The sequence below is a fragment of the Arthrobacter sp. NPDC058288 genome (assembly GCF_042880995.1).
In the GTDB taxonomy this organism is placed as follows: domain Bacteria; phylum Actinomycetota; class Actinomycetes; order Actinomycetales; family Micrococcaceae; genus Arthrobacter.
In genome coordinates, this window is sequence record NZ_JBHVYH010000007.1 from 43,223 (window position 1) to 69,538 (window position 26,316).

The 26,316-nt window shown below is 62.4% G+C and carries 25 protein-coding genes and 1 pseudogene; 13 read left to right on the forward strand and 13 right to left on the reverse strand.

The window, feature by feature from the left end; translation table 11 throughout:
* Nucleotides 1–88: 88 nt before the first annotated feature.
* Nucleotides 89–586, reverse strand: a complete 498-nt coding sequence (locus ACFVWT_RS17100; RefSeq protein WP_390249904.1) for a MarR family winged helix-turn-helix transcriptional regulator — start codon at nt 584–586, stop codon at nt 89–91.
* 102 nt (nt 587–688) lie between these two features.
* Between ACFVWT_RS17100 and ACFVWT_RS17105 the strand changes: the two genes are divergently transcribed.
* Together ACFVWT_RS17105 and ACFVWT_RS17110 are read left to right on the forward strand one after the other, a co-directional pair.
* Nucleotides 689–1,264 (forward strand): NADPH-dependent F420 reductase, encoded by a 576-nt coding sequence (locus ACFVWT_RS17105; RefSeq protein WP_390249906.1) that lies wholly within the window; start codon nt 689–691, stop codon nt 1,262–1,264.
* A 468-nt stretch (nt 1,265–1,732) separates the two neighbouring features.
* Entirely contained in the window at nt 1,733–2,899 is a 1,167-nt protein-coding gene (locus ACFVWT_RS17110; protein ID WP_390249908.1) for a luciferase family protein, read from the forward strand.
* Nucleotides 2,900–2,945: 46 nt separating this feature from the next.
* On the opposite strand, the gene ACFVWT_RS17115 is transcribed toward ACFVWT_RS17110, so the two are convergent.
* The 8 genes from ACFVWT_RS17115 to ACFVWT_RS17150 form a co-directional block, all read right to left on the reverse strand.
* Nucleotides 2,946–4,112, reverse strand: coding sequence for a serine hydrolase domain-containing protein (locus ACFVWT_RS17115; RefSeq protein WP_390249911.1), 1,167 nt, complete (start codon nt 4,110–4,112; stop codon nt 2,946–2,948).
* A gap of 24 nt (nt 4,113–4,136) precedes the next feature.
* Nucleotides 4,137–5,090, reverse strand: coding sequence for an alpha/beta hydrolase (locus ACFVWT_RS17120; protein WP_390249913.1), 954 nt, complete (start codon nt 5,088–5,090; stop codon nt 4,137–4,139).
* A gap of 67 nt (nt 5,091–5,157) precedes the next feature.
* A complete protein-coding gene (locus ACFVWT_RS17125; RefSeq protein ID WP_390249915.1) occupies nt 5,158–5,304 on the reverse strand; it encodes a hypothetical protein in 147 nt (48 codons plus the stop codon).
* Nucleotides 5,301–5,750, reverse strand: a complete 450-nt coding sequence (locus tag ACFVWT_RS17130) for a hypothetical protein (RefSeq protein ID WP_390249917.1) — start codon at nt 5,748–5,750, stop codon at nt 5,301–5,303. Before ACFVWT_RS17130 ends, ACFVWT_RS17125 begins: the two co-directional genes overlap by 4 nt.
* Nucleotides 5,751–5,802: 52 nt before the next feature.
* Complete coding sequence (locus ACFVWT_RS17135) at nt 5,803–6,663, reverse strand: ATP-binding cassette domain-containing protein (protein WP_390249920.1); 861 nt, start codon at nt 6,661–6,663, stop codon at nt 5,803–5,805.
* A complete protein-coding gene (locus ACFVWT_RS17140; RefSeq protein ID WP_390249922.1) occupies nt 6,660–8,507 on the reverse strand; it encodes a dipeptide/oligopeptide/nickel ABC transporter permease/ATP-binding protein in 1,848 nt (615 codons plus the stop codon). The genes ACFVWT_RS17135 and ACFVWT_RS17140 overlap by 4 nt, the downstream gene beginning before the upstream one ends.
* A complete protein-coding gene (locus ACFVWT_RS17145) occupies nt 8,504–9,445 on the reverse strand; it encodes an ABC transporter permease (protein ID WP_390249924.1) in 942 nt (313 codons plus the stop codon). Before ACFVWT_RS17145 ends, ACFVWT_RS17140 begins: the two co-directional genes overlap by 4 nt.
* 69 nt (nt 9,446–9,514) lie before the next feature.
* A complete protein-coding gene (locus ACFVWT_RS17150) occupies nt 9,515–11,032 on the reverse strand; it encodes an ABC transporter substrate-binding protein (protein ID WP_390249926.1) in 1,518 nt (505 codons plus the stop codon).
* 182 nt (nt 11,033–11,214) lie between these two features.
* On the opposite strand from ACFVWT_RS17150, the gene ACFVWT_RS17155 reads away from it, so the two are divergent.
* Nucleotides 11,215–11,853, forward strand: coding sequence for a TetR/AcrR family transcriptional regulator (locus ACFVWT_RS17155; protein ID WP_390249929.1), 639 nt, complete (start codon nt 11,215–11,217; stop codon nt 11,851–11,853).
* A gap of 41 nt (nt 11,854–11,894) precedes the next feature.
* Here ACFVWT_RS17155 and ACFVWT_RS17160 read toward each other — a convergent pair whose 3' ends face one another.
* Nucleotides 11,895–12,758 (reverse strand): alpha/beta fold hydrolase, encoded by an 864-nt coding sequence (locus ACFVWT_RS17160; protein ID WP_390249931.1) that lies wholly within the window; start codon nt 12,756–12,758, stop codon nt 11,895–11,897.
* A gap of 66 nt (nt 12,759–12,824) precedes the next feature.
* The gene (locus ACFVWT_RS17165) at nt 12,825–13,535 is read right to left on the reverse strand and encodes an SDR family oxidoreductase (RefSeq protein ID WP_390249933.1); all 711 of its coding nucleotides are present in this window, start codon (nt 13,533–13,535) and stop codon (nt 12,825–12,827) included.
* 170 nt (nt 13,536–13,705) lie between these two features.
* Between ACFVWT_RS17165 and ACFVWT_RS17170 the strand changes: the two genes are divergently transcribed.
* The 10 genes and pseudogenes from ACFVWT_RS17170 to ACFVWT_RS17215 all read left to right on the forward strand — a co-directional run.
* The gene (locus ACFVWT_RS17170) at nt 13,706–14,623 is read left to right on the forward strand and encodes a LysR substrate-binding domain-containing protein (RefSeq protein WP_390249935.1); all 918 of its coding nucleotides are present in this window, start codon (nt 13,706–13,708) and stop codon (nt 14,621–14,623) included.
* A gap of 92 nt (nt 14,624–14,715) precedes the next feature.
* Complete coding sequence (locus tag ACFVWT_RS17175) at nt 14,716–16,083, forward strand: MFS transporter (RefSeq protein ID WP_390249937.1); 1,368 nt, start codon at nt 14,716–14,718, stop codon at nt 16,081–16,083.
* Nucleotides 16,084–16,091: 8 nt separating this feature from the next.
* Nucleotides 16,092–17,252: a mandelate racemase/muconate lactonizing enzyme family protein gene (locus ACFVWT_RS17180; protein WP_390249939.1), complete on the forward strand. Its 1,161-nt coding sequence runs from the start codon at nt 16,092–16,094 to the stop codon at nt 17,250–17,252.
* A gap of 54 nt (nt 17,253–17,306) precedes the next feature.
* A complete protein-coding gene (locus ACFVWT_RS17185) occupies nt 17,307–17,765 on the forward strand; it encodes a VOC family protein (protein WP_390249941.1) in 459 nt (152 codons plus the stop codon).
* Nucleotides 17,766–17,773: 8 nt separating this feature from the next.
* Entirely contained in the window at nt 17,774–18,790 is a 1,017-nt protein-coding gene (locus ACFVWT_RS17190; protein WP_390249943.1) for a cyclase family protein, read from the forward strand.
* A 25-nt stretch (nt 18,791–18,815) separates the two neighbouring features.
* Nucleotides 18,816–19,571, forward strand: a complete 756-nt coding sequence (locus ACFVWT_RS17195) for an SDR family NAD(P)-dependent oxidoreductase (RefSeq protein ID WP_390249945.1) — start codon at nt 18,816–18,818, stop codon at nt 19,569–19,571.
* A 114-nt stretch (nt 19,572–19,685) separates the two neighbouring features.
* Complete coding sequence (locus ACFVWT_RS17200) at nt 19,686–20,804, forward strand: zinc-binding dehydrogenase (RefSeq protein ID WP_390249947.1); 1,119 nt, start codon at nt 19,686–19,688, stop codon at nt 20,802–20,804.
* Nucleotides 20,805–20,969: 165 nt separating this feature from the next.
* Nucleotides 20,970–21,947: an NAD(P)H-dependent flavin oxidoreductase gene (locus tag ACFVWT_RS17205; protein ID WP_390249949.1), complete on the forward strand. Its 978-nt coding sequence runs from the start codon at nt 20,970–20,972 to the stop codon at nt 21,945–21,947.
* A 46-nt stretch (nt 21,948–21,993) separates the two neighbouring features.
* The gene (locus tag ACFVWT_RS17210; RefSeq protein WP_390249951.1) at nt 21,994–22,776 is read left to right on the forward strand and encodes an enoyl-CoA hydratase/isomerase family protein; all 783 of its coding nucleotides are present in this window, start codon (nt 21,994–21,996) and stop codon (nt 22,774–22,776) included.
* Between the two features lie 515 nt (nt 22,777–23,291).
* A pseudogene (locus ACFVWT_RS17215) lies at nt 23,292–23,597 on the forward strand (IS21 family transposase); the annotation flags it as partial.
* A 186-nt stretch (nt 23,598–23,783) separates the two neighbouring features.
* Here ACFVWT_RS17215 and ACFVWT_RS17220 read toward each other — a convergent pair.
* Together ACFVWT_RS17220 and ACFVWT_RS17225 are read right to left on the reverse strand one after the other, a co-directional pair.
* Complete coding sequence (locus ACFVWT_RS17220; RefSeq protein ID WP_390249953.1) at nt 23,784–24,317, reverse strand: VOC family protein; 534 nt, start codon at nt 24,315–24,317, stop codon at nt 23,784–23,786.
* A gap of 11 nt (nt 24,318–24,328) precedes the next feature.
* A complete protein-coding gene (locus ACFVWT_RS17225; RefSeq protein ID WP_390249955.1) occupies nt 24,329–26,209 on the reverse strand; it encodes an FAD-dependent oxidoreductase in 1,881 nt (626 codons plus the stop codon).
* Nucleotides 26,210–26,316 lie beyond the last annotated feature (107 nt).

Below are 26,316 nucleotides of genomic sequence, written 5' to 3' on the forward strand. Positions count from 1 at the left end.
CAAGTAAAAGCATATTGCAGATTACTTGTTGCGTCAACCATTTTCTCCAGCGTCGCCTTCTTTACGCCGCGCTCTCCCGCAGCGAAACTCACCCTGGCCCGTCATGGCGGCGGTACAGGGGGGCCATCGCCGCGTCAGGGTCGAGCTTCTCCAGCAGGGCATCGGCAATCCCCCGCAACTGACCGAGCTGTTCCGGGGTGAGGGCGTCGATGACGTTCCGCCGGACGTTATCCACATGCCCGGGTGCGGTCTCCACAATTTTGCACTGCCCCCCGTCAGTGAGACGGGCGTTGGTTGCACGTCGATCCTCGGGGCAAGGAAAGCGCTCCACCAGACCGCGCGCTTCGAGACGCTTTACGACGTGCGACAGGCGCGCCAGCGTGGAACTCGTCTGGGCGGCCAAATCGGTCATCCTCAGCGTCCGGCGAGGGGCTTCTGAGAGCATGGCGAGCACGTAGTACTCAAAGTTGGTCAGGTCCGCGTCGCGGCGGAGCTGGGAGTCAAGCGCGTTCGGCAGGAGTTCAACCACCGTATAGAGCCGCACCCAGGCAGCCAATTCATCCCTTGTAAGCCATCGCGTCTCCATGCTTTCATTCTTCCCCATTTTGGTTGTTGCAACAACTAACTTCAGGAGGCTACTATTAAGTTGAAGCATCAACGAATGCCCCAATGCATAAAGGAGACCGTTATGACTGCAGTAAGCATCCTCGGACAAGGCAACATGGGCTCGGCCATAGCCGGCATCGCTGAGAAGGGCGGCAACGCCGTCCAGGTCCTCGGCAGCGGGGACACAGACAAGACCGTTACCGGAGAGATTGTCGTTCTGGCCGTTCCCTACCCGGCCGTGCGGGAGATCCTGGCCCAGCGCGCCGACCAGCTCGCCGGCAAAATCATCGTTGACATCACCAATCCGCTGAACTTCGAAACCTTCGACTCCCTGACCGTTCCGGCTGATTCCTCGGCCACCGCCGAGATCCAGGCCGCACTCCCTAACTCCAGCGTAGTGAAGGCATTCAACACCACCTTCGCGGCCACCCTGGCCTCGGGCGAAATCGCCGGGCAGCCCACCACCGTCCTGATCGCCGGGGACGACGCCGACGCGAAAACCCGGCTCGCCGAGGTCATCACGGCCGCCGGCCTGCGGGCCATCGACGCCGGCTCGCTGCGCCGGGCACGTGAGCTGGAGGCAACGGGCTTCCTGCAGATCGCCCTCGCGGCCGGCGAAAAGATCGCTTGGACCGGTGGCTTCGCCGTCAAGGCCTAACCCGGCAGTCAACCCGACTCCGCACGTTCGTTTTCCGCGGGAGCCGGCCGGCCTCAATGGGCCGGCTCCCGGACCATGGCCGCGGCTTCCGTACCGAGAAAGAATCACCTCCGATGCCAGTCGCACCCGTCCGGCCAGCGCGCCGCCCGAGGTGCCTGGCGGTGCCGGGCTCTATCACCCTGCCTGGCAGCTGGGCACCATCGAGGAACTGTCTTAAGCCCGCACGACCTTGGAAGAAGCCGGCGCTTACACAGGCCAGTCGAGCCATGGGGCCACGCAAAGGGTCTACGGGGCAGATCCGGACGGCATCGAGTTCGAACTTACGTGGAGGCTTCCCCGGCAGCATTGGGGAGGGTACGCGAACGCTGCGCCCGTTGAGCCGTTGGAGCTGGACGACGAACTGCCCAGATGGTCCGGTATGCCCACCGCCGACCGAATCACCGTCATTAATTCTGATGAGGACAACCAATGAATAACGCCTTCGACGAACCCACGGTTGTCTGGCACAGCCCTGACACCCCCGACCGTCCCCTGGTGGTGCTGCTGCACGGACGCGGCGCCGACGAGACCGGCATCATCGGCCTGGCCGGAGACCTGCCAACGGGCCCCTCGTACGCAGCTGTCCGTGCACCGATTCCCGCCGGAGGCGGATACGCCTGGTTCGCCAACCGTGGAATCGGCCGCCCGGTAGCCGAGTCCCTCAACCAGACCATGGCGTGGTTTCGGAAGTGGCTCGACCACTTGGCACCCGCGGGGCGCCCGGTAATACTTGTCGGCTTCAGCGGCGGCGCCGCGTTCGCGGGCGGGCTGCTGCTGGCCGATCCTCAGAGGTTCGCCGGCGCTGCGATCCTCTACGGAACATTACCGTTCGACGCCGGCGTCCCAACGTCACCTGCCCGTCTGGCCGGGGTGCCGGTCTTCGTAGCCCACGGCGAATCGGACACTGTCATCCCCCGTGAACTTCTGGACCGCACGTGGACCTATTTACTTGGAGACTCGGGCGCACCCGGCTACGCCCGTCGTGACTCCGGCGGCCACGGCCTCACCAATGCCACTCTTGCGGAGCTCGGCGGCTGGATTGCGGAACGGCTGCATTTCCTTGCCTCCCGCGGCCCGCTGGCGGACGACGACACCTGGAGCAACCTTCCCCACGGCGCGCTCCCGGTCCGGTCCGGTGACCGCCCCGACGTTTCCTGGTCAATACCGCAGGAGCAGCGCTCTGACAATAGCCCGCGCCAAGTCCGGGAGCGGCTCCTGAACCGGGTCCTCGCCTTGCCCGGGGTAACTGTGCGTCAGTCAGCCATTTCCGTACCCGGTGCGTCGGGGTTCATGGTCGAACGAGACCTGCGGGCGCCCCTTGATGCATACCTCGTTCCACAGGCTGGAGAGTTTGCGCACCTCCATCCCGAGTACGACGGATCACTCCATGTGGCCTTGCCTCCGACGCTTGCCCGCGAGGCTATAGGCAAAGGGTGGGGCGTGGCTCATCCCTTGGCCGGGATCCGACTTGCCCGGGGAATGGTCATGATCTACGGACCACGGAACGACGCAGAGCTTGATGTCGTCACTGGAATCCTGCAGACAAGCCACGCCTACGCCACCGCCACGCTCACCGCAGGCAGCGGGAACGCCTGACATTCCGCGGAGCCAAGGCCATGGACGGCCATGGCTTCCGTTGCCTCTAGCTTTGGCGGACAGCAGCCCTAATGGTCTGCGAGAGGTGGATCGCCCTCGCATCCGCGCCGCCCGGCAGTTGCATCTGGAGCGGGATGTAACCAAAGCTGATGCGGTACAGGGGGTCGGCGTACCCGAGCGCTCCACCGGCACCATCATGGCCAAACGCCTGGTAGCTGCCAAAATCACATCCTGGGTGGGGCTTCATGAAGACGACGCCGAACGCCGTCGGGAAATTCAGGACCCTGTCGACGCCCCACACCTGCTGCTGCCCCATTACCGCAACGGTATCCGGATCCAAGAGGGCATCCCCCGTCAGGCCAATGGCGGCTGCGTAAACTTGAGCCAGTCCCCTTGCCGATCCGATTCCGCCAACCGCGGCGGGGCCAGCCGCGCGCACTTCGCGGCGATTGGGTGAGTAAGGACTCAGGTTTGGCGGAACAAGGCTGTTGACACCGTTGAACATCAGGGCGCCCAGACCATCCGGCGACATTTGGCTCGCGGACATCATTTCAAGCTGTTCGGCGGTCGGTTGGGCGGGACGTACCGCTTCGAACCGATCTTCTTGTGACTGTGGCAGGGCGAGCCAAAAGTCAATGTCCCGGGGTGCGCGGACGGTGCTCTCGTAGAGTTCCTGCAGGCTCCTGCCCGTAATCCGTCGCACCAGTTCCTCCATGAAGGATCCGACGGTCAGACCGTGGTAGCCGAAGCTTGACCCTGGGCGCCAATACGGCCGCTGCGCCGCAAGCTTGGGGGCCGCGCGGCGGGAGTCCAGTATGTCCGCGGTTTCCAGTCCCCCGTCTACATTGATAAGCCCGGCCTGGTGCGACAAGAGCTCGCGGACAAGGACGTGATCCTTCCCGTTGGCGCCAAATTCCGGCCAATAGTGAACCACGGTTGTATCAAGGTCCAGTTCCCCTGAGCGGACCAAGGTCGCCAGCACTATTGCAGCGACGCCTTTTGTCGCCGAGAACGTTCCCGTCAGAGTGTCGTATTCCAGGCCGTCGCCTCCGACCAGATCAACTACGAGGCGGTCTCTCCAGTACACGGCCAGTTGGGCGCTGTAGTTGGGGTCGTCGGCGAGATAAGCATCGAACTCGGCCCGCACGCCCTCGAACCCGGAAGCTACGGTGCCTGTGGACTGGCTTTTGGCTGGAGCCGTGACGGCTGACATGTGGTGCGCACCTTTCCTTGGAGACTAGTGGCTGGACGACGGCTGGTTGTCCGTCGGTGCTCTCATCCTGGCGCCATCGTGGAGCCAGGCGAGCATTTGCTCAATGGAGTGTTTGGCGGGTCCTGCGTGTGGATCGTCCAGGTGTCCGTGCATGCTGTCCGGTTCCGTCTCCATGCGGACTGGCACTCCTGCAGCTTCCAGTTGGTCGGCGAAGCGTTCCCCTGAGGCGCGCAGCGTGTCGGATTCGGAATTGATGATGTAGACGGGAGGGAAACCCGTGACGTCGCCCTCCCCGGCGAACGCATGCGGGTCCTTGAAGTTGTCCTCACTGCCGGCGAAATTCAGGTTGATGTCCCGGATGAAGTCCTGCCCGAAGGCGAGGTCAGCGGGAACGCCTGCCATCTTCCTGCGTAGATCCTCGTTCAGCGGTGGAAGCTCTGCATGGACGAGAGGGTATGCGAGCAGCAGGGAAGCCGGCATCTGCCCGGATTCGTCCCTGAGGCGGCCCGTGAGTGCGGCCGTCAGCGCGGCACCGGCACTGGCTCCGCCAAGGTGAAGGTCTTTCACAGTTCGCAGCCCTAGAGACTCGAGATTCTCAATTGCCCAGGACCAGCCGGCGAGTACGTCGTTCGAGGGGGCCGGATACTTCACGCCGTGAAGCGCCTTGCGATAGTCCAGCGACAGCACCGAAATTCCGTGGGAGGCGAGGTATAGGCTGACCCAGTGGGCTTCGGGCATGTCCAGGTCTCCGGCGACGAAGGCGCCCCCGTGAACCCAAACGAGGCCGGCAACGGCTTCGTCCGAAGCGCGGTACAGACGTCCGGGAACCCCACCCTCGGCAGTCGGCACATCAATGTCGACTGCCGATACCGCGGCCAGCTCCGGGTAGATGGCCACCAGGGACTGGTGGTCTGTGTCAGTTCTGGGATCAGGGAAGGGCCCGTTCAGTTCCAACCCTTGGATTAACTGGCCAGCCATCGATGTAGTTGAAATTTGCGCGCCGGTTGTATCGGCCATGTCTTTGTCTTTCTTTCCGGGAGGAGCCCTAGTCTTGGGCCAGTTTCAGCGTGGCGTGCAGCGGGAGTTCGTTGACGGAGGTGCCGATGCAGAGGGTGTAGTCGCCCGGTTCGAAGGCCCAGCCGTTGTCCCAATATGCAAGGAGACGCGTGGGAACCTTCACATTGGCTGTCACAGTTTCGCCGCTTCGGCCCAAACAGGAACGGAGGCGACAAGCCAGCGGACTGGACGGTCGACGGCGAACCCCGGCTTTTCTGCGTATACCTGCACGACGCTCTTGCCGGTGCGGGCGCCGGTGTTTGTCAGTGTGATAGTCACTGGAAGAACCGTGTCGGCTGTGGCTGCGGCGGCGATGGCCGGATCCCAGGAGGAGCTGATTGCTGCAGCAGACGGGAAGTTCATGGACGGCTCACGCTCGTCCCAAACTTCACCGCGGACGCCCGTCGGACCGTCCGAGAAGAGCATGCGCCGCAGCCCAATCTTTTCAAGCGGCCAGGTAGTCCAGAAATCAGGGCCCGTCAGCAGCTGGACCTTTTCGGCAAGTGTCAGTTCGGCCATCAGGGACATCAGTCGTGCGTCGGTGCTGTTGTCGGTGTTTTCTGCGGCAGTGAGGGGTTCCATGGGGTTTTCTTGGCTGTTCTTGCGAGGATTGCGGCGACGTTCATGCTGTTTGTCAGGCTACGCCGGCCTGGAGGTCCTGCTCCCGCTGGAGCTCCAGGAGGCGTAGTCTGTCGGCCCTATGTTTGGCCTGCCTGTCAGGGTCCGGAATGGGGGCCGCCATAAACAGGCGTTGTGTGTAGGGGTGCTCGGGCGCGCCCGTGACTTGTGCGCCGTCGCCCCACTCCACAATCTCGCCGTGGTACATCACTGCCACCCGGTGGCTGAGATGGCGGACGACGGCGAGGTCGTGGGAGACAAAAAGGTAGGCGACACCGGTGCGCTCCTGGATCTCAATGAAGAGTTCCATCACCCGGGCCTGGGTGGAGAGGTCCAGCGCAGAAACGGGTTCGTCGCAGACGATAAGCTTGGGGTCCAGGGCCAGGGCCCGGGCGATGGCCACGCGTTGGCGTTGGCCGCCGGAGAACTCTCGGGGCAGCCGGTGCGCGGCGCCCTGCGGCAGCCGGACCTGGTCAAGCAGGTCGGCGACACGCCTGTTGGCGGCCTGCCTTTCCACCTTGCGGACGGTGAGCGGTTCGGTAAGGATCTGCTCGATGGTCATCGACGGGTTCAGCGACGTGTACGGGTCCTGGAAGACCACCTGGATCTCATGGCTGAGTTCCTTGCGCTGGGCACGGGCGGCTTTGGAGATCTCCTGGCCGCGGTACGTGATGCTGCCTCCGGTGACGGGCGCCAGGCCCAGGACGGCGCGGCCCAGGGTGGTCTTCCCGGAACCGGATTCGCCGACCAGCCCCACGGTCTCGCCGGGCCGGATGTCCAGTGAGACGCCCTTGAGCGCCTTGAATGGTTTTGCGCGGAAGCCCTTGGGCGGGTATTCGACGACGACGTCCTTGATGTCGAGCAGGGTGTCGGTCATGATGTCACTCCTTTCAATACCTGGGGCTTGGCGAACTGCGCTGTGCCGGCAGCCGGGATGTACTGCCCGCGGGGGGCGGTGTCTTCGAGGATCGCATCGAGCAGCTGGCGGGTGTAGGGGTGCTGGGCGTCGCTGAAGATGGCCCGGACGGGCCCGGTTTCCACGACGCGTCCGCTATGCATTACGGAAACGCGGTCGCAGAGGTCGGCCACCACGCCGAAGTTGTGGGTCACCAGGATGACGCCCATGTTCAGCTCGTCCTGGAGTTCGCGGAGCAAGTTCAGAACTTCGGCCTGCACGGTGACATCCAGGGCGGTGGTGGGTTCGTCGGCGATCAGCAGGTCCGGTTCACAGGACACGGCACCGGCGATCAGGACGCGCTGGGCCATGCCGCCGGAGATCTGGTGCGGGTAGGCATTGAACGTCCGTTCCGGGTGGACAATGCCAACCTTGGCCAGCAGTGACAGGGCCCGCTGGCGCGCTTCGGCCTTGGAGATTCCCAGGCACACACGCATGGGTTCCATCAACTGGCTGCCGATGGTGAACGCGCCGTCCAGGTTGGACATGGGTTCCTGCGGAATGTATGCAATGCGCTTCCCGCGGACCTTTGTCATCTCCTTCTCGGAGAGGTGCGCCAGGTCCTTGCCCTCGAAGAAAATGGAACCACCTGTGATTCGCCCATCCTGGGGCAGCAGCCGGAGGATGGAGAACGCCGTCTGTGTCTTGCCGGAACCCGACTCACCTACGAGGCCGTGGACTTCGCCGCGGCGGACGGTCAGGCCTACATGGTTCACCACGTGCGTGGTGGAACCGTCGGGCTGGTCGTAGCCGATCCCAAGGTCCGTGACTTCCAGCAGCAATTCGCCCGTGTCTGCGCCCGGCTCTTCGGGATGGACGACGGCGGCCGCACCGCGTTTCGCGGCGGCACCTTCGGCGTCGGCTGCTGCCGCGGCTGCCGTTGCCCTGCGGCTCTTCTTCACCGGCCCGCGGCTGCGCTCCAGCTCATCGCGCATGGCGTTAGCCAGCAGTGTCAGGGCGATGCAGACAAAACCGATGACCAGGGCCGGCCAGAGCACCAGCGTGGGTGCTTTGAAGATGTTGATGAAGCCGTCGTTGAGCATGCTGCCCCAGGTGGGGATACTCCGGTCGCCCAGCCCCAGGAATTCCAGTCCGGCCTGGATGGCGATGGCAATGCCGAGAACCATGGCTGACTGGATGATGACCGGTGCACGGACGACGGTGAGGATGTGGCGGCCAATGATCCTTAAGTCGCTTAGGCCGGAGACCCGTGCCGCGTCCACGTAGAGTTCGTTCCGGACCGCGGTAACGGATGCATAGACAAGCCGGAAGAACGCTGGCGAAAGCAGCACACCGAAGATCATCATGGACAGCCACATGGAGGGGCCCAGCACGGCACGGGCAGCCAGCAGGACCACCATGCCCGGCAGCGCCATCAACAGTCCCGTGAGCCACGAGGAGACCGCATCGAACCAGCCGTCGTAGTACCCGGCGATGAGCCCGGCTGTGACGCCGATGACCAGCGCTACGGCGAGGGCCACCAGGGCGCCGGTGAGGCTGAACTGGCCGGCGAAGAGCAGGCGGCTGAAGACGTCGCGTCCGGCACTGTCAGCCCCCAGCAGATGCTCGGATCCGCCCTTGGCCAGCACATCCTTGAGGATGGCCTCGTTGGGATCGTGCGTTGCCAGCACTGGGGCCAGAACTGAGGCCAGTGCCACCAGGAACAGGACTAGCACGGATGCCGCACCTGTCGGGTGGGTTAGGAGCTTGCGGAAGAGGGAAACCTTGGCTGCCGTGGTGGGCAGTGCGAGAGGAGCGTCGATCATGACAGCCGAACTTTCGGGTTGAGCCAGCCCTGGGCGAGGTCGATGACGAGATTAACGGTGACCACGATGGCAGCGGTTGCAAGGACGACTCCCATCACCACCGGGATGTCACCCTGGCCGGTGGCGGCGACGGTGATCTGCCCGAGGCCGGGCAGGGCAAAAATCTGCTCAACAATCACTGCGCCGCCCAGCAGTCCAATGAACTGCACGGCAAGAACAGCCAAGGCCGGTCCGCCCGCGTTCCGCAGCACGTGCTTATAGACAACGCGGTTGAAGGACAATCCGCGGGCGCGCAGCGTGCGAACGTAGTCCTGGCGGAGCGCATCGATGAGTGAACCGCGGATCTGCTGCACCAGGGCAGCAATGCATCCGATCGAGAGCGCAATGATTGGCAAGGTAACGGTGGCCACCCAGCCGCCGAACGACGTCGTAATGGGTACATACCCTGTGGCCTTGAACCACTTGAGGTTGAGCGCGAAAAGGGAGACCAGCCCCAGCGCGACCAGGAACCCCGGGATAGCGAAGCCGAGGACGCCCACGAACTGGACCACCCGGTCAATCCAGCCCCGGCGCACCGCTGCCCAAACAGCCACGACCACCGAGATAAAGGCAGCGACGATGGTGGCTCCGAGGACGAGGGAAAGCGTGACCCAAACCCTGCTGCTGACACCGGTGCTGACGAGCTGGCCATTGAACCAGGAACGGCCGAGGTCGCCCGTGACGGCTCGCGTAATCCAGTCCCAGTACTGGACAACTAGGGGACGATCGAGACCCAGCTGGCTTGCCTTCAGGGCAACCTGGGCCTCCGTGGCGGTGGGACCCACGATACGCCGGGCGATGTCTCCGCTGCCTGCGTACAGCAGCAGGTAAGCCACAGTGGTGATGACGAACAGCAGGAGGACGCCGGAAACAAGGCGCCGAAGCACGAATCGGTACATACGAAAATCCTTTGAAATGGTTACTGAGGATGCCGGACCAGGCAACGTCTCCGGTCCGGCAACCCTCCGCTACGCAGCGGGCGTAAAGGACCAGATGTAGGGGTACACGTTGCCCGTCTGAAGCTCGACCTTGGTCTTTGCGTCAGTTACGAAACTGTTCTGCGGGCGGTACCACGGGGCAAACCAAGCCTGCTCCACGATGTACTTGTTCAGTTCCTTGGCAGCGGATTTCTGCTCGTCCGCCGAACCCAGGTGGATCTTGTTGATCAGGCCATCTACGGTCGGGTCCTCATACTTGTAGGGATTCCATCCCGAGTTCGGGGCAATCTTCATGTTGATGAGCTGCCAGTCTGACTGTTGCTCGAGAATCATGTAACTCGCGGCGTACTTTGCTGCCAGGAGATCGGCAATGAAGTTGTTGCCGGCGTCGACCGTCTGCACTGTGACGCCCACCTCCTTAAGCTGCTGGGTGATCAAGGTGAAGATTGAGCTGTTTACCAGTGGTGTGGACGGCATTTGCAGCGTGAAACCGTTTGCGTAGCCGGCGTCGGCCAGAAGCTTTTTGGCCTTTGCAGGGTCATAGGCATAGCGGGAGTCCAGAGAAGCGTCGTAAGCGTCCGAGGATGGCGGGAAGACCTGGGTCGTGGTTGTGCCGCGGCCCTGGTTGACAGCATCCAGCAGCGCCATTGTGTCGAAGGCGTAGTTCAACGCCTGTCGGACCCGGACGTCCTTGAGGGCTGCGTTGGTCTTGCCGGCACGGTCGAACAAGATCAGTCCGGTCCAGTTGCCCTCGAAGGAATTGTTCTTGTAGCCCGCTGCTTCAGCCTCCTGGATCATCGAGATATCGATGAGGGAGCCGTTAAGTGTTCCGGCCTTGACGGCATTGAGGAGTGACGTCTGTTCCGGGTAGACGTTCAGCACCATGTTGTCGTAGTGGACCAGGCCTTTGTTCCAGTAGTCAGGGTTGCTCTTGTACGAGTATGAGGTCCCCGTAACGGTGGCTGCAGTATCCAGGATGTAGGGGCCGGATCCAACAGGTTTGGTGGCGATGTCCGCGTTGCCAAACGATGCCGGGCTCTGCATGAACGAGGCATCTTTGGACAGGTAGCCGAGGAATGCCGGGTCTGGGGCAGCGAGGGTCAGTTCCAAGGTCGTGCTATCCACAGCAGTTGCGGTCTTGAGTGCTGCCAGGAACTGGGCGTCTGCCGACGTTCCGGTCTTGAACCGCTCCAGGTTCTGTTTTGCCGCTTCTGCGTTGAAGGGGGTGCCGTCGGTGAATTTTACGTCGTCGCGGAGCTTCAGGGTCAGGACGGTTTTATCGTCGTTGTACTTCCACTCGGTTGCCAGCATGGGTACCAGCGTTCCGTTAGGTTCCATGCGGAGCAGGGTGTCGTACACGGCCTGGTAGAAGGGCGAAACGTTCGCGAAGTCAGAGTCGGCAGCAGCGAAGGATTTCGGCGCCATAAGGGTGCCCAGAGTCAGCGTTTGCGAGGAGTGCTCTGCAGAGCTTTCCCCGCCGGCACCGCAGCCGGTGAGGCTTAGGGCAACGGCGGCAACGAGTGCGGCCATGCGCGTAGGTCGGAACATCATTGGTCCCTTTCACGGTCAGTGGCGTCCACCATGGAGGCCATTGAAAGAGACCGTAACACGAAAACAGACCATCTGGTATGTTTTCGCTGCAGCTTTCAAAATTTTGTTGGATGTGACGCCCTGCACAGCCATTTGCTTGCACTCCGGCACGCCCGCTCCAACGTTGTTAGAGTTTCAAGATGACTGAAACAGCGACCAGTGATGTCGCACGTGAACCGCGGCGCGGACGGCCGCGCGGAACATACGCCAAGACGGAAGCACGCCGTCAGGAAATCCTGAAGGCTGCCTTCGAGGTCTTTTCCACGGCCGGCTATCGAGCCGGATCGATTCAGGACATTGCTGACAAGATCGGTCTCACCAAGACGGGCCTCCTTCACCACTTCCCCAGCAAAGAGGCACTTCTGGAGGCCGTCCTCACCCTTCGCGATGAGGACTCCTGGGCTGGGGCCGGGATCGTGACCGACAACGGCATGGAAACGCTGAATGGCATCGTTCGGCTGGTTCACAACAACACGACGGTGCCGGGACTTGTTGCCCTGCATTGTGTGTTGTCGGCCGAATCAACAGACCCTACACACCCCGCCCACGAGTACTTTCAGCGACGCTACAACTGGGTGCGGGAAGTAGGTGGACAGGCCTTCTCAGATTTGGATCGACGGGGCAAGTTGCGGCAAGGAATCACACCCGGGGCGGCCGCGCGGCAACTCGTGGCACTCATGGACGGGCTGCAGGTGCAGTGGCTGCTGGACAACGACTCTGTGGACATGGCCGGAGAGTTGAAGAGCTTTCTTGGTTCCATCACCACCGAAAAGTTTTAGTCCCCGGCAGGCGCGTATTCCTGCCGGGGACCGAAAACCTTCTACAAGCTGGTTCCCAGGAAGGCGAGCAATTCCCGGTTAAACTCTTCCGGCTCGTTCCAGTGCGGGCAGTGGCCGCTGTTTTCGAAAACGGAGAGGGAGGATTTGGGCATGTTGTCTGCCAGCCACTGCATGCCCTCAAGCGGGAAAGAAGGCGAGAAGCGGCCCGTGGCTACCCAGGACGGAACATTCACGGTCCGTGCAACGTCCCGCCAGTCCGCCGTGAAGTGATCCACCATAAGTTGGAGTACAGCGCCCTCCGGAAATTCGGTAAGCCCCCCCGCCTCAGAGAAAAGTTGCGTGACGTGGGCTGGCATAGGGGGCTCCAGCGACGGGTTGCCCCATTGAAAGCGCCCGTTGACGGAGTCCCACACGTTGGACCACTCGACGGACCTGACGCCCCATGTCCAGGACTCGTCGTTAACGATTTTTGGCGACTGATCGATTGCTACGAACGCGCGAACGCGATCCGTTCCGTACAAGTCAAAGAATGCCAGGCAGACGGAGACGCCCAGGGAGTGACCGATCAGCGCAACCTCGTCTAGCCCCAGGTGCTCGATCAGCTCTCCGAGGTCTTTGCCCAGGCGTGAGACTCGTTGGCCGCTGGCGGGGAAGTCCGATCGGCCATGGAATCTGAGGTCGAGGGCAAGGGTTCTGTAGCCTGCCGCGACCAAAGCCTCGCGCTGCAACGCCCAGTGCGCGGCCCTGCACGTAAACCCGTGTACGAGCAGGACGGCGGGGCCGGAGCCGTGGTCGTCATAGACAAGGCGAACACCGTCTGTGGTACGAAACGACTTTTCATGACCAGTCAATTGCGCCTCCTTGGGCAATGAGGGTTGTACATTCTTCGCGGCGCGATCCGCCATGCTCCGGAGCGTCGATTTTCGCCGGGGGTTCGCCCGGACACTGTGTTCACAAGGTCCTTAATGACCTCACATGGGATTCGACCCGACCGTAAGTCCGCCACAGACATACAGCGTCTGGCCCGTTACGAACCCGGATCGCTCGTCGAGGAAGAAGCCGGCAGCGTTAGCGATGTCATCGGGCTGGCCGAGCCTGCCCACGGGAACGGACGAAATGATGGCTTTGGTCTGCGGCGAGTCTTCCGGATTTGCGTTCATGAACAACTCGGTGGCGATCGGTCCAGGCCCGATCGCGTTCACCGTAATCCCGGCCCCTCCGAGTTCCAGAGCCCACGTCCGGGTCAAGCCGATAAGGCCGGCCTTAGCGGCAGCGTAGGCGGTGCGCAGTTCCTTCCCCAGAGCAGCGCGCGACGACATGTTGACGATACGACCGAATCCAGCTTCTGTCATGCCGTCGAGGACACTTTGGGTGCACTGCACGGCACATCGGAGGTTTAGTGCGTGTGATTGATCAAGTTGGCCCAGAGTCTGCTCCCGGAGCGGGGCCGGGAAAACGGCGCCAACGTTGTTGACCAGGCGTGTAATGGGACCCTCCGACAGGGCCGTTTCCAAGGCTTCCGCTGTGCTCTCGACGTCGGAGAGGTCCGCGATAATTGAGCGACCGACGCCGGCGTGCTGCCTGTCAAGGATTACGACCTCCCATCCCTGCTCGAGTCCGTGCAGTGCGATTGCGCGTCCGATTCCCGACGCTCCGCCGGTAACCAGAAGACGTTCGACCATGAGATTTTCCTTCCTCCGCACACATCGGCATGAGCGGAACGCTGTTGCTTCGGCGCAACACACGCTCTCTAGTATCCGCCCCCAGAGACCGGGATAGTACCTGACTTTGATACTAATTAAGGCTAATCTGATCCCTAGAACAGAATAATCGAATCAGGGAGCACGTAGTCGTGGATATTAAAGATCTTGAGGCTTTCGCCGTTGTAGCCGAAGAACTCCATTTCGGCAGGGCGGCGGCGAAGCTGCACATGTCTCAGCCGCCTCTTAGTGCGCGCATTAAGCAGCTCGAACAAAGTCTCGGCCTACAGCTGTTCGAGCGAAGCACGCGCAGCGTTGCGCTGACCGATGCAGGCTCAAGGTTGCTCGTTCCGGCACGAAAGGTGCTCAGCCAGGTTGTTGCGGTCCAGAATCTCGCTGAATCGATCGTCGCCGGAGACCAGGGTCGGGTGCGGATCGCCTTCGCCGGGGCCTCGAGCCAGCGCGCGCTTCCGCTGCTGACCCGGGCGGTGCGGGAGTCGCATCCCGGAATCGAGTTGCAGCTGGAATCGCAGACCTACGTATATACGGCGCTGGACAAGCTCCTTGAGGGCTCGCTGGATCTTGCTTTCGCCCGCCTTCCTACGCCGCACCCGGAGCTCGAATCGCGCGTCGTCGAAGTGGAGCAGATTTTGTGTGCACTGCCGGAGGGGCATCCACGAGCCAATCAGCCCAATCTTTCGCTGGCGGACCTTCACGACGAGGACTTTGTCAGCCTTCCCTCTGACACCGGATCAATTCTCCAGGCGACCATGTTTGCCCTCTGCGTCACTGCCGGGTTCCGGCCACGGGTGGTCCAGGTATCGCCCGACTCGGCGACCGCGCTTGCCCTTGTCGCTGCCGGGGCGGGCATCACCATCACCCTGAGTTCCGTGACGCCGGCGCAGTCCGTCGGAATCGTCTACCGGGAACTGGTCGACATTAACCCCAGCCATATGTTCGCAACGCTGACCTGGCGCAAGGATGACCAGTCCCCTGCGCTTGCGGCAGTCCTGAAGGTCTCGGAGTCGGCTCTACCCACCCCCGATCTTTCTGGTTTCGCTCTCAAATAAGAGGCAATTGGTATTTCTATTGAGAAGAATCTCTAGCTAGTCTCTTGTGAAGGCACCAAATCACACGCCCTCAATGAAGAGAGACAATTGCGATGACAACAACTCCTGTGGCGGTGGATCCGGGCATCGAGGCCCGCGTCTTCCGAAAAGTGACGGTCAAGGTTCTTCCGCTCCTAATGCTCGGAATGTTCATCTCCTATATAGACCGCGCCAATCTCGGTGTGATCGCGGGCCCGCTGTCCAAGGACCTGGGCCTGACTGCTGCGACATTCGGCCTCGCGGCCGGATTCTTCTACATCGGCTATCTTTTGTTCGAGATCCCCTCGAACATGTTCCTCGCCAAGGTGGGCGCACGGATCTGGCTGGCGCGGATCATGGTCTCCTGGGGTGTCGTGACCATCGCCATGGCATGGATGCAGAACGATGTCACCCTCTACATCATGCGGTTCCTGCTCGGATTGGCTGAGGCCGGCTACTCCCCCGGGGCGATGCTCTTCCTCGCTCTCTGGTGCCCGGCCCGTCTGCTGCCGAAGGCAATGTCGTGGCTCAACCTCGCTGTACCGGTCGCACTGGCGGTCGGCTCCGTGGTTACGTCATCGATCCTTCTCATGAACGGCGTCGCCGGCATCGCCGGATGGCGGTGGGTGTTCTTCCTCGAAGGTCTCCCGGCAATCCTCCTCGCCGTCGTCATCTTCTTCGTCCTGCCTTCCTCGCCTGCAAAAGCTTCCTGGCTCGACGAACGAGAAAAGGCATACCTTGCGCAGAACGTCACACAGCGCGCGGATTCCGGAGCCCACGAACTCAAACAGCTTCCGGCGGCGCTGCGCAGGCCCTCACTCTGGGCGTTCGCGGTCACGTACTTCTTCATCCTGATCGGATTCTGGTCGATCACGTACTTCCTCCCCACAATCGTCAAGGAGCAATTCCATCTCGATGCTGTCGGATCCGGGTACGTCTCCGCGCTTCCATGGATCTTCTCGGCAATCGTCATGTTTGTTATTCTCCGCAGCATCTCCCGGACGGGTGAACGTCGTTGGCACCTCACCATCCCGATGGTTGCCGCCGCGCTGGGACTCCTCATCGGAGTTCTCTCAGGGAACCCCTTCCTGTCACTTATCGGCGTGAGCGTCGCTGCTGCCGGCTTCTTCGCCGTCCTCTCCACGTTCCAGGCCACCGTCGCGCAGGTCTATGCCGGCGCACTGGCCGCGGTCTCCATCGCACTGGTCAACTGCGTTGGTAACGTCAGCGGCCTCGTTGGCCCGTACATTCTGGGATGGCTGACCGACCTCACCGGAACGACCTCCGCGGGCCTGCTGGTCATGTCCGGTTTCTTTGCCCTCGCAGCAGTTTTCAACTACTTCCTGATCGGATGGGCCGACCGCCACACCGGAGGACTCCGCGGAACTTTGACTACCGAATCGGCTGCACGGACAGCCGCCAATCCGCACACCGAAGGATGACCGAAACTTTGCTAGTTCAAACAGCCACCCATACAGCGGCTCCGGGCCATGAGCCGTCAAGGGCGGCACGCATCGTCGAAGTACGCACCGTGCCGTATGCGATCCCCTATCGCAAACCGCTTCGTTTCGCGAGCGGATCGATCGACATCGCAGACAACGTCCTCGTGGAAGTCGTCACCAGCGACGGGATAGTCGGAATCGCCGAAGCACCCCCGCGCCCCTACACCTACGGTGAGACGCAAGCGTCGATCGTGGCCGTGATCGAGCAGATCTTCGCACCCGCCATCATCGGACTGTCAATCCTCGACCGCGAACTGGTCCGGTCACGGCTGGCACGAACAGTCGGAAACCCCACCGCCAAAGCCGCAATCAACATGGCCATGTGGGACGCATGGGGCAAGACGATCGACACCCCGGTCCACAGCCTTCTCGGAGGCTTCACCGACCAGCTCCAAGTCAGCCACATGCTGGGATTCGATGATCCCGAGGTCGTAGCCGCCGAAGCCATCCAACTGCGCGAGACGCTCGGCATCTCGAGCTTCAAGATCAAGGTCGGACGCCGCCCCATCCCCCTGGACGTGGCCGTCTGCAAAGCCGTCCGCGAAGCCCTCGGGCCAGATGCCGAACTCTACATCGACGGGAACCGCGGATGGACAGCAGCGGAATCCGCCCTAGCGGTCCGTCAGCTCGAAGACGTCGGCCTCAGCCGCGTCGAAGAACTCTGCCCCGCCGATGACGTACTGGGCAGACGCTGGCTCGTCTCGCAATGCCCAATCCCGTTCGTCGCCGACGAGAGCGCTCCGACCCCCGCAGACGTCACCCGCGAAATCCTCGCGGGTGCGGCCACCGCGGTGAGCATTAAGACAGCCCGGACAGGATTCTCCGACTCGCTCCGCGTCTCCCACCTTGCCGAGGGTCTCGGCATCGAAGCAGTCATCGGTAACCAGATCGACGCGCACCTCGGCACAGTCTGTTCCCTCGTGTTCGGCGCATCCCAAGAGATCACCGCACGGTCCGCCGCAGAACTGTCCAACTACCTGGACATGGCCGACGGGCTACTCCAGGAACCACTTCTGATCGAGAATGGGCACATGCGGGTCCCCGACGGGCCCGGCCTCGGCATCCGACTCGATCCGGAGAAGGTCGCCCGCTACCGCGTCGACCTCTGACACCCTTCAAAACTTGCCCTCCCAATCCCAAACCCATCAATCAAAGGATCAATCATGGTTTACCTCCGTCTCCACCACGTCAACGTCACCTCAGATGACATGTCACTGCTGACCGACTTCTACGGAAAGGCCCTGGGACTCGACCAGCTCCCCTCCCCTGCGATGATCGCCACTTCCAAGAACGCGGACAAGGACATCGACGGTGACGCCGAGTGGGACAGTGCCGCCAAGTTCTTCGACGCCGGCGACCCGAATGAGCTGCAGATTCACGCCACCCAGCGCCAGCCATACCTCGCGGCGCAGGAAGGACATTCGGTCAACCCGCTGATCGGAGGGCACTTCGCATTCCGGACCGATGACATTGAGGCGGTTAAGGCGCGCTTGACCGAGCACAACATCCCGTTCGACGACTGGGGCATCTGGTCGGTCGAGGGCTGGCACCAGATCTTCTTCACGGACCCCGCCGGCAACATGATCGAGATCCACCAGGTCATGACCGAGGGCGAATCCTGAACCAGCCGATGACGACTCCTCAAGCCCTTCCGCATACCTCAGGGGGTGAGTTCCCCCGGTTCGACCAGCTACTCGATCGCCCCGGACGGCTGCGGGGAACGGCGTGGGGCCTGTGGGGCCCGGCAGATCAGCTCGGCACGCTCAACCACCTCAGTCCCGAACGCGTGCTCGCCGCACGCGGGAGCATCGTGACAGGCGACGTCGTACCGCTCAACCTTCCGTTAGCCGAGTTCGACCCGCCGATCATCGCCCACCGAGGATCAATTGAACACACCGTGTTCGGTTTGAATGACTTCCACCGCGATGACCGAATCGACAACCTGTTCCTGCAGGCGTCCACGCAGATCGACGGACTTCGACACTTCGGACACCCGGACCGCGGCTTCTACAACGACTCCGATCCCACGGGGCTGGTTGCCGGTCAACCCGACCTAGGCGTCCAGGCGGTCGCGCAACGCGGAATTGCAGGAAGAGGATTGCTCATCGATGTGGGCGCCTACCGCGAAGCGGTCGGCCGTCCCATCGACCAGACCCGCAACGAACAGATTCCCGTCGAGGACCTTGACGCAACGCTCGAGTGGCAAGGGAGTTCGATTCATCCCGGTGACATCATCATGATCCGCACCGGATGGCTGAAGTACTTCCGGCAGGGCCCTGATCGTTCCGATGGTGTCCTTCGCTCGCCGGGCCTTCGCCAGTCGGAAGACACGGCGGCCTGGCTTTGGGATCACCAGGTTTCGGTGGCGGCGTCGGACAACATCGCGCTCGAGGCATGGCCGGCGACAGATTCGAACCTCACCGTCGACGCAGAACTCACCGGTACGATGCCGAAATCCAGTCACAGCGGGATGCTGCACCGCATCCTCATCCCGCTGCTGGGACTCACCATCGGTGAACTCTGGGTACTCGACGAACTTGCCGCCGCCTGCACCCTGCGGGGACGGTACGACGTATTCCTCACCGCACAGCCGCTGAACCTGTTAGGTGGCGTCGGCAGCCCCGCCAACGCAATGGCAATCCTCTAAGAAATGAACATCAGGAGCACGTAACGTGAATCAACCCCAGTCTGTGAAAGACGAAGCTGTACTCATCACCGGCGGCGCATCGGGCATCGGCCTGACTTGTGCACGCCTGGCTGCGGCCAGAGGTGCCCGCGTAGCCATCGTGGATATCAACCCCACGGCCGCCGCAGAAGCAGTAGCGACGCTGGATGGGGACGGACACCTCGCGATTGCCGCCGATGTGACCGACGCCGACGCTATGCGGCGCGCCGCCGATCAATTCGCGGAAGGGGGGAGCTTGACGGGTGTCGTCGCCGCCGCCGGCATAGTCAGCCGGTCACCGTTGCTCGACATCGATGTCGCCGAATTCCGGCGGGTGCTCGACATTAACGTGATCGGGGTCCAGAACACGATTTCCGCCGCGGGGCCGCACCTTATCCGCGCAGGCGCCTTGGGAACCGTCGTCGTCCTAGGCAGCGCCGCCGCGTTCACCGGAGGCGGACTGATGGGAAACGGCGCCTACGCCACCTCCAAAGCCGCTCTCATCGGACTGGTTCGCGGTTACGCCCGCGAACTAGCCCCCCACCGGGTGCGCGTAAACATGGTCGCCCCCGGGGCAACGGAAACCCCGATGACCGATGTATTGAGCGACACCGACCGCGACAGGATCGCCGGAATGTCACTCCTGGGACGCCTCTCAAAGCCGGAGGAAATTGCCGCCGCCATCTCCTTCCTCCTGGCACCCGACGCCGGCACCATCACGGGACAGATCCTTCACGTCAACGGAGGCGTGGTCTTCGGCTGAAACGCCGACTCCCGGGGATGAAGCGAGGTGCCTCTGCCGAGCCGACGGGGGCACCCCCTTTTGCACCCACGTCCCCACATTTCGCGCCAAAATCCCAACAGACAGGTTCCGAGAATGACATCCCTTCGTGCTCCCGAGGCAGAAGCCGCCCATGTCGGCAGCACCATGCGTGCCGTGGTCAAGGCACGGCCCGAGCGCGGCGTCGAGTTCGTCACGGCCTATGCCGAACCGGAGGTCTCGGCCGGGAAGGTAAAGATTCAAGTCGCTGCTGCCTCGGTCTGCGGAACCGACCGCGCACTGTACGAGTACTCACCGATGGCGCAGGCATTCAACCTCATGATTCCCGTCGTGCTGGGGCATGAGTGTGCCGGCACCGTCATTGAAGTCGGCTCGGGTGTTGAATCCCTCGAAGTGGGCGACACGGTGGCGCTCGAGTCCCACGTCGCCTGCTGGGACTGCTACCCCTGTCGAACCGGTGACGCCCATAATTGCCTGAACATGGAACTCCTCGGCCTGCATGTAGATGGCGGCTTTGCGGAGCGGCTCGTAGTGCCGGCAGGGGCCTGCTTCAAGCTGCCTGAAGACTTTCCGCTGGAACAGGGCGCCCTGCTCGAGCCGGCCGGGGTCGCGATGCACGCGATTCAACGGTCCAAGATCGACCTCTCCGGGGCTGACATTGTGATCAGCGGCGGAGGGCCCGTCGGCCTGTTCATCGCCGCAATCGCCGGCGCCATGGGTGCCGCCAATGTTGTCGTTGTGGAACCCAACGCGTACCGCAGAGGCCTCATCGAAGCCCTCGGCGCAACAGCACTTACCCCCGAAGATGATGTCGTCGGGACGTGCCGGAAGCTTTCGGGCGACAAAATTGGTTTTGATGTTGCCTTCGAGGCTTCAGGAGTACCGGCCGCGCTGCCGGCGCTCCTTGAAGCCCTCAGGAGGGAAGCAACGGTGGTCGCCGTGGGGATTCCAGGAAGACCGATTGAACTGGACGTCGCCGCGTACCTGATCAAGAAGGGGCTGACTTTCACAGGCAGCTTCGGGCGCTCTCTCTGGGGAACGTGGGAGCAGATCGCGGAACTCGTCGCCAGCGGAAGATTGGACCTGTCCAAGTTCGTCACCCACCGCCTTCCGCTGTCCGCTCTCGACGAGGCCATCGCACTCCTTTCCCAGGATTCGTGCAAGGTCCTGCTCATTCCGGCGCTTCCCGACCGCCCACGGAACGACAACCGGTAGGACGGGATGCGACCCAGGACGAGCAGAGCAAACCTAAATAATCAGTGGAATTCATAAGATGTCCACGGTCTACACAACGGCGGCCCACGTCCGCCGGCCCGACCCGACTGGGTCGCGGACCCGCCGCATGGTTGACGGCGTGATTCCCGGGGAAGACAACTGGTCATGAAAACGCGGGCAACGCAGATTCTGGGCATCGAACACCCCGTGGTGCAGGGCGGCATGCAGTGGGTGGCAACCGCTGAACTTGCGGCCGCCGTTTCCAACGCCGGCGCGCTCGGCATAATCAGTGCGCTGACCACTGGCTCACCAGAGAATCTGGTGCGTGAAATCAGACGCTGTCGTGAACTAACGGACCGCCCGTTCGGAGTGAACCTGACCATACTGCCGTCCATCAGTCCTCCTCCCTATGACGAGTACCGCGACGTGATCGTCCACGAAAAGGTATCGGTGGTGGAGACCGCCGGAAACAATCCGGGTCCATTTGTTGACGTTTTCAAGGCGCAGGGGATCAGGACCATCCACAAGTGCACCAGTGTGCGGCATGCGCTCAAGGCCGAGTCCCTGGGTGTAGATATTGTCAGCATCGATGGGTTCGAATGCGCCGGCCATCCGGGCGAGGACGACGTCCCTGGCCTTGTCCTGATTCCCGCAGCCACCGCCCGTCTCCGGATACCGGTACTGGCTTCCGGAGGAATAGCCGACGGCCGCGGGTTGGTCGCGGCGCTGGCGCTTGGAGCCGAAGGAATCAGTATGGGGACGCGCTTCATGTGCACCCAGGAATCTCCAATTCATCCAAAGATCAAGGACGCGATCGTAGCGGCCACCGAGCTGGACACCGAGCTCATCTTCCGGCCACTCCGCAATACTTCGCGCGTGGCAAGCAACTCGGTCAGCCGCGAGGCAGTCGGGATCCTCGCGAACGGCGGTGTCTTCGAGGACGTCAAGAACTTGGTGGCTGGGTCCCGGGGCAGACGGGTCTACACAGACGGCGATCCCGAGTCCGGTGTCTGGACCGTTGGTATGGTCCAAGGGCTCATTCACGATGTGCCAGGCTGCTCAGAGTTGGTTGCCAGAATTGTGCAGGAGGCCGAGGGGCTGATCCAGTCACGCCTTAGCGCCACGATTGCAGCCCGCGTATGACTTGTCTTCTTGTCCGCCGAAGTGCGGGCCAACGATTATCGGGGCAATGATGCCCCCGGCAAGGCTGGTGCTGACCGCCCTGCACGACGGCGTGTTGGTAGTGACGCTGAATGATCCGGCTCGCCGCAACCCCCTTTCCACACTGATGCGTGAACAACTGATCGCGGCCCTCGCTGCGGCTTCCGCGGACGACGCCGTCCGCGTTGCGGTCCTCACAGGGGCAGACGGAGCGTTCAGCTCAGGCGGAGACCTTTCCGCGATGCCGCCCGCGACGAAGGAAGACAGCGATAAACGGATGAGCCGGATCCGGACGCTGGTGCAGTTGGTGGCCGGATCCGCGAAACCCATGATCGCCGCCGTCGAGGGCCCGGCTGCCGGAATTAGTGTTGGGCTGATGGCGGCCTGCGACATCGTCATCATGGCAGAAGGTGCAAAGGCGCTGTTTCCGTTTACACGTCTAGGACTGCTCCCCGATGGCGGTGTGATGGGCACTCTGTCTCACCGGATCGGGCGGTCTGCGGCCAAGCGGGTACTGATGTTGGGCGACCCTGTCGGCGCCAGCGAGGCGCTCACGCTGGGGCTTGCGGACGAGGCGGTCCCCGCAGGCCAAGCGCTGCAGCGGGCCGTGGATGTGGCCGTCGTGCTCGCGGGGCGCGCACCGCGGTCGCTGGCTGCGATCAAAGATTTCTTCGCGGCCGGACGGCTGGATGTCGACGACGCTCTCGCCGCCGAGCAACGAATCCAGCGGGAGCTGTACTATTCGCAGGATTTCGCTGAAGGAAAAGCGGCCTTCTTCGACCGGCGAGAGCCGCGGTTCACCGGGAACTGATAGGCCTCTAGGCACGCAACACACACGGCAGCCAGATCCCGAGCAGTCAGATCTCAAGGTTCTTCGACCCCCGCGCTTTTGGCATTCAACGACGACGGCGTTGGGCGCTTTCGCGTCCGGCCAGTCGCGCGGGCGCGACGCTGACGGCGGTCGCCCGTCGCGCGAGCTTGACCGTGCTCCTCTTCGCATGGGCTAGCTTGCTTTGTCGACTCATGACGGAAGAAGAATCCCGACAGGTAGTCGAGCGCGGCCTAGGTGACGAGAAATGCGATGCATTCAATTGCAAAGCTGCCGAACCTATAGAAGAAGGCTGCTAATGCAAATGAGATTAGAACCACAGGAAGTTGACCGGTTGCAAGTTGCTGGCTACTTATGAATATGGCAGTTTGGTTCAGGACCGCTGAGACGGCTTGAACCAGGACCCCCGACGACTCGCCGGTTGCTTGTGACGGTTTCAGTCAGGACCACCCCCAGTGTTGTTTTCATCTGATGAAAGCGAGCATTTGGAGGTCTGGATGAGGGTGCGCATGGAGCTGTTTGCCAAGATCCGCAGAGACGCCCGCGTTGAGGGCATGTCAATCCGCGGGCTGGCAAAGCGGAATCAGATCGGCAGGGACACAGTCCGGAAGGCATTGTCGGATCCTGTCCCGCCGGCGCGGAAGATGCCCGTGAGGTCATCGCCCCGGCTGGATCCGTTCAAGACGGCGATCGACGCCATGCTCACCGAGGACACGACGGCGCCGAGGAAGCAGCGCCATACTGCCCGCAGGATCCTGGCCAGGCTCATTGAGGAGCACGGCGCGGCGGAACTCTCGTATTCTGGCCATAAGTACACAGTTTCCACGTTTCTTACGTGTATCCGTTGCAACGCGCATGCGTAAATTCCGGCTGGGCACGCTCACCTACGGCGCGTGGAATGCCCCTGACGCAGCACGAACGGCCGAGCCGTTTGCAGGCTCGGCCGTTCGGGTGTTGCGGAAGCTCGTCGGTATTTTTCGGACGGAGAGTTATTCCTGGTGCGTGTTATCGGCATATTTGGCGGGGCGCCACCTGCGAAGCGGGGTGCGCGACTCGTAAGCCTGCGGAGAGGGATAGGTCACGAGTTCGACCGTGCTCCCCCACGGGGTGCGGGCGTAGAGGTACCGGTTGCCCTCCCCTGCGTCACCCCCGGGAAGATCGCCAGGCGCGCTGAGCAGTTGACCGCCGGCCTTTTCCAACCGCGTGGAAGCCTCCTCGATGTCGTCCACGTAGACGCAAAAGTGCTGAAGTCCGTAGTCGCTCGGCACGACGGGCTCACGCTGGGCAGCCCCGGAGTACGTGAACAACTCCAGGTTGGGTCCGTCTCCGAGACGAAGCATACGGATGGCCTCGATCCTCGCCCCTTGCGGGATGCCCAGACCAGCCTCGACAGCGGGCCCCGCCAAAGGTTCGTCGAGCATGTCGTAGATCTTTTCGGCTCCGAATGCGTCCACGAAGAAGTCCGTGGCCCGTTCGAGATCAGGAACTGTGATGCCTATGTGTTCAATTGCGCGAATGACCATTGGTACTCCTCCTAAACCTCAGCTGCGGCCCAGAAACCGGACTGGGTCGCCTCGTACATTCGGCCACCCCGGAAGCGTGTGCCGATGGTGCGTATGCGTCCGTCGTCGACCGCCGCTGCCAGGAAATTGCTGGGTGTACGGTCCTGAGCCCACACCACTGTCCCTGCCACAGGGGCCGTCTGATCCGTACGAATGTTGACGTTCCGAACCGCGAGCAGTCCCTTCACATGGGTTCGCTGCATGTCATTCGTATCGAGCCCAATGTCCGCGCTGGGAGAGCTGAGCGTTACCTTCCGGCCCTGTTCGGCTAGCCACAGGGCTGCGAACATAGCTGTTTCAGTGTTTCCGTGCACGGTCACCTCCTTCGCCTCCGGCGCACTGCGGTCTGCCAGCATTTGCACAGCATCGATTGCACCCTGGGGTGCACCGGCACTCTCGGTGCCGGTAGCGAGAAAGACTGTGTCATACCCGCCCATGTCCGCTTCCGTGACCTCGGTTCCGAGCCGCACGTCGACGCCGGTGCGCTCCAGTTCGGCGCGGTAGAACTGGACGAACGTTGATACTTCCTTGTTCAGGACCTCAGCTGCAGCCCAGGCCCGCAACTGACCGCCGATCTCCTGCTCGCGCTCCACCAGCGTTACTTCATGGCCCCGGTCCGCGGCCAGAATGGCTGCCTCGCATCCGGCCGGGCCGGCTCCGACGACCAGGACCCGCTTTGCGGGAACAGCCTGCCGACGGGCTTCGGCGGCCCGCTTCTCCTGGGAGAGCGCTGGGTTGATAACACACTGGGTGTGCTGGCCATTGAACATCCAGCGGGAGATGCACTCGTTGACCGCCAGGCAGCGACGGATGTTGGACGTTGCCCCACGCCGGGTCTTCTCAACGATCGTGGGATCAGCCAGACCTGCCCGTCCCATGGCGACGAAGTCCAATTCACCGGCAGCGACGTCGTCATTGAGTTCATCCAGTAACCAGACAAGACGCCCGACGCCGATGACCGGCACGGAGACCCGCTTCTTCACCTCTTTGGCGTAGTGCAGGAGGTTGCCCGGCGGGACCATGGGTAGGAGAACGTCCGCCGTGTCATAGTTGCCGGCCGAAACGTCCAAAGCGTCCACATGCTCTTCAAGCATTTGGCAGAACGCCAGGCCGTCGTCCAAAGAGAGCCCGCTTTCGTACGGCTCCTCGACACTGAGCCGGTACATCACCGGATAGTCAGGACCGACCTGTTCGCGAACTGCCCGCACCACTTCGAGGGCGAACCGGGCGCGGTTTTCCAGCGAGCCTCCATACCCGTCCGTGCGCTTGTTGGTCTTGGGCGACAAGAACTGACCCAGCAGATATCCATGGGCGCCGTGGAGTTCCACTGCGTCGAAGCCAACTTCCTTGGCGCGGCGGGCACCTTGGGCGTACATATTGACCAGGCCGGGAATCTCGTCCAGCTCAATGGCGCGAGGCGCCGTTCCAAAGGCACTGGTGATCCCGGCGGTCGGCGCAATCGGGGGCACATTGCCTTCGGTATTGCCCTGCGAGTTCTGCCGGCCCGTATGGTGCAACTGCACCGCAATTTTCGCGCCCTCATTGTGTACCGCTTCCACCAAGTCGGCCAGACCTGACCGATAACGGTCATGGTCGATCCGGATCGGGTGTCCGACCGTACGGCCAACCTGCCAGTCAACAGAGGTGTTCTCGGTGATCAGAAGGCCTGCTCCACCGCGGGCCCGTTGCCGGAAATACTCGATGAGGCGAGGGCCTGCATACCCGTCGACCTCGGCATACTGCGTGAATATGGGTGACTGAACGAAGCGGTTTTTCAGGGACATCGATCCGATTCGTCCGGGCTGGAATAGTGCGGCGTGTTTCACGGCATGCTCGCTAAGGGTACTGGTCAATTGGGACTCCTTCGTCACCGGGAGGCATCTCCTCGCCTCCACAAGTATCGAAAACTCGAGGAAGCAAAACCTGCCGCCGTGTGCACAGAAGTGTTCCGGATATGCAC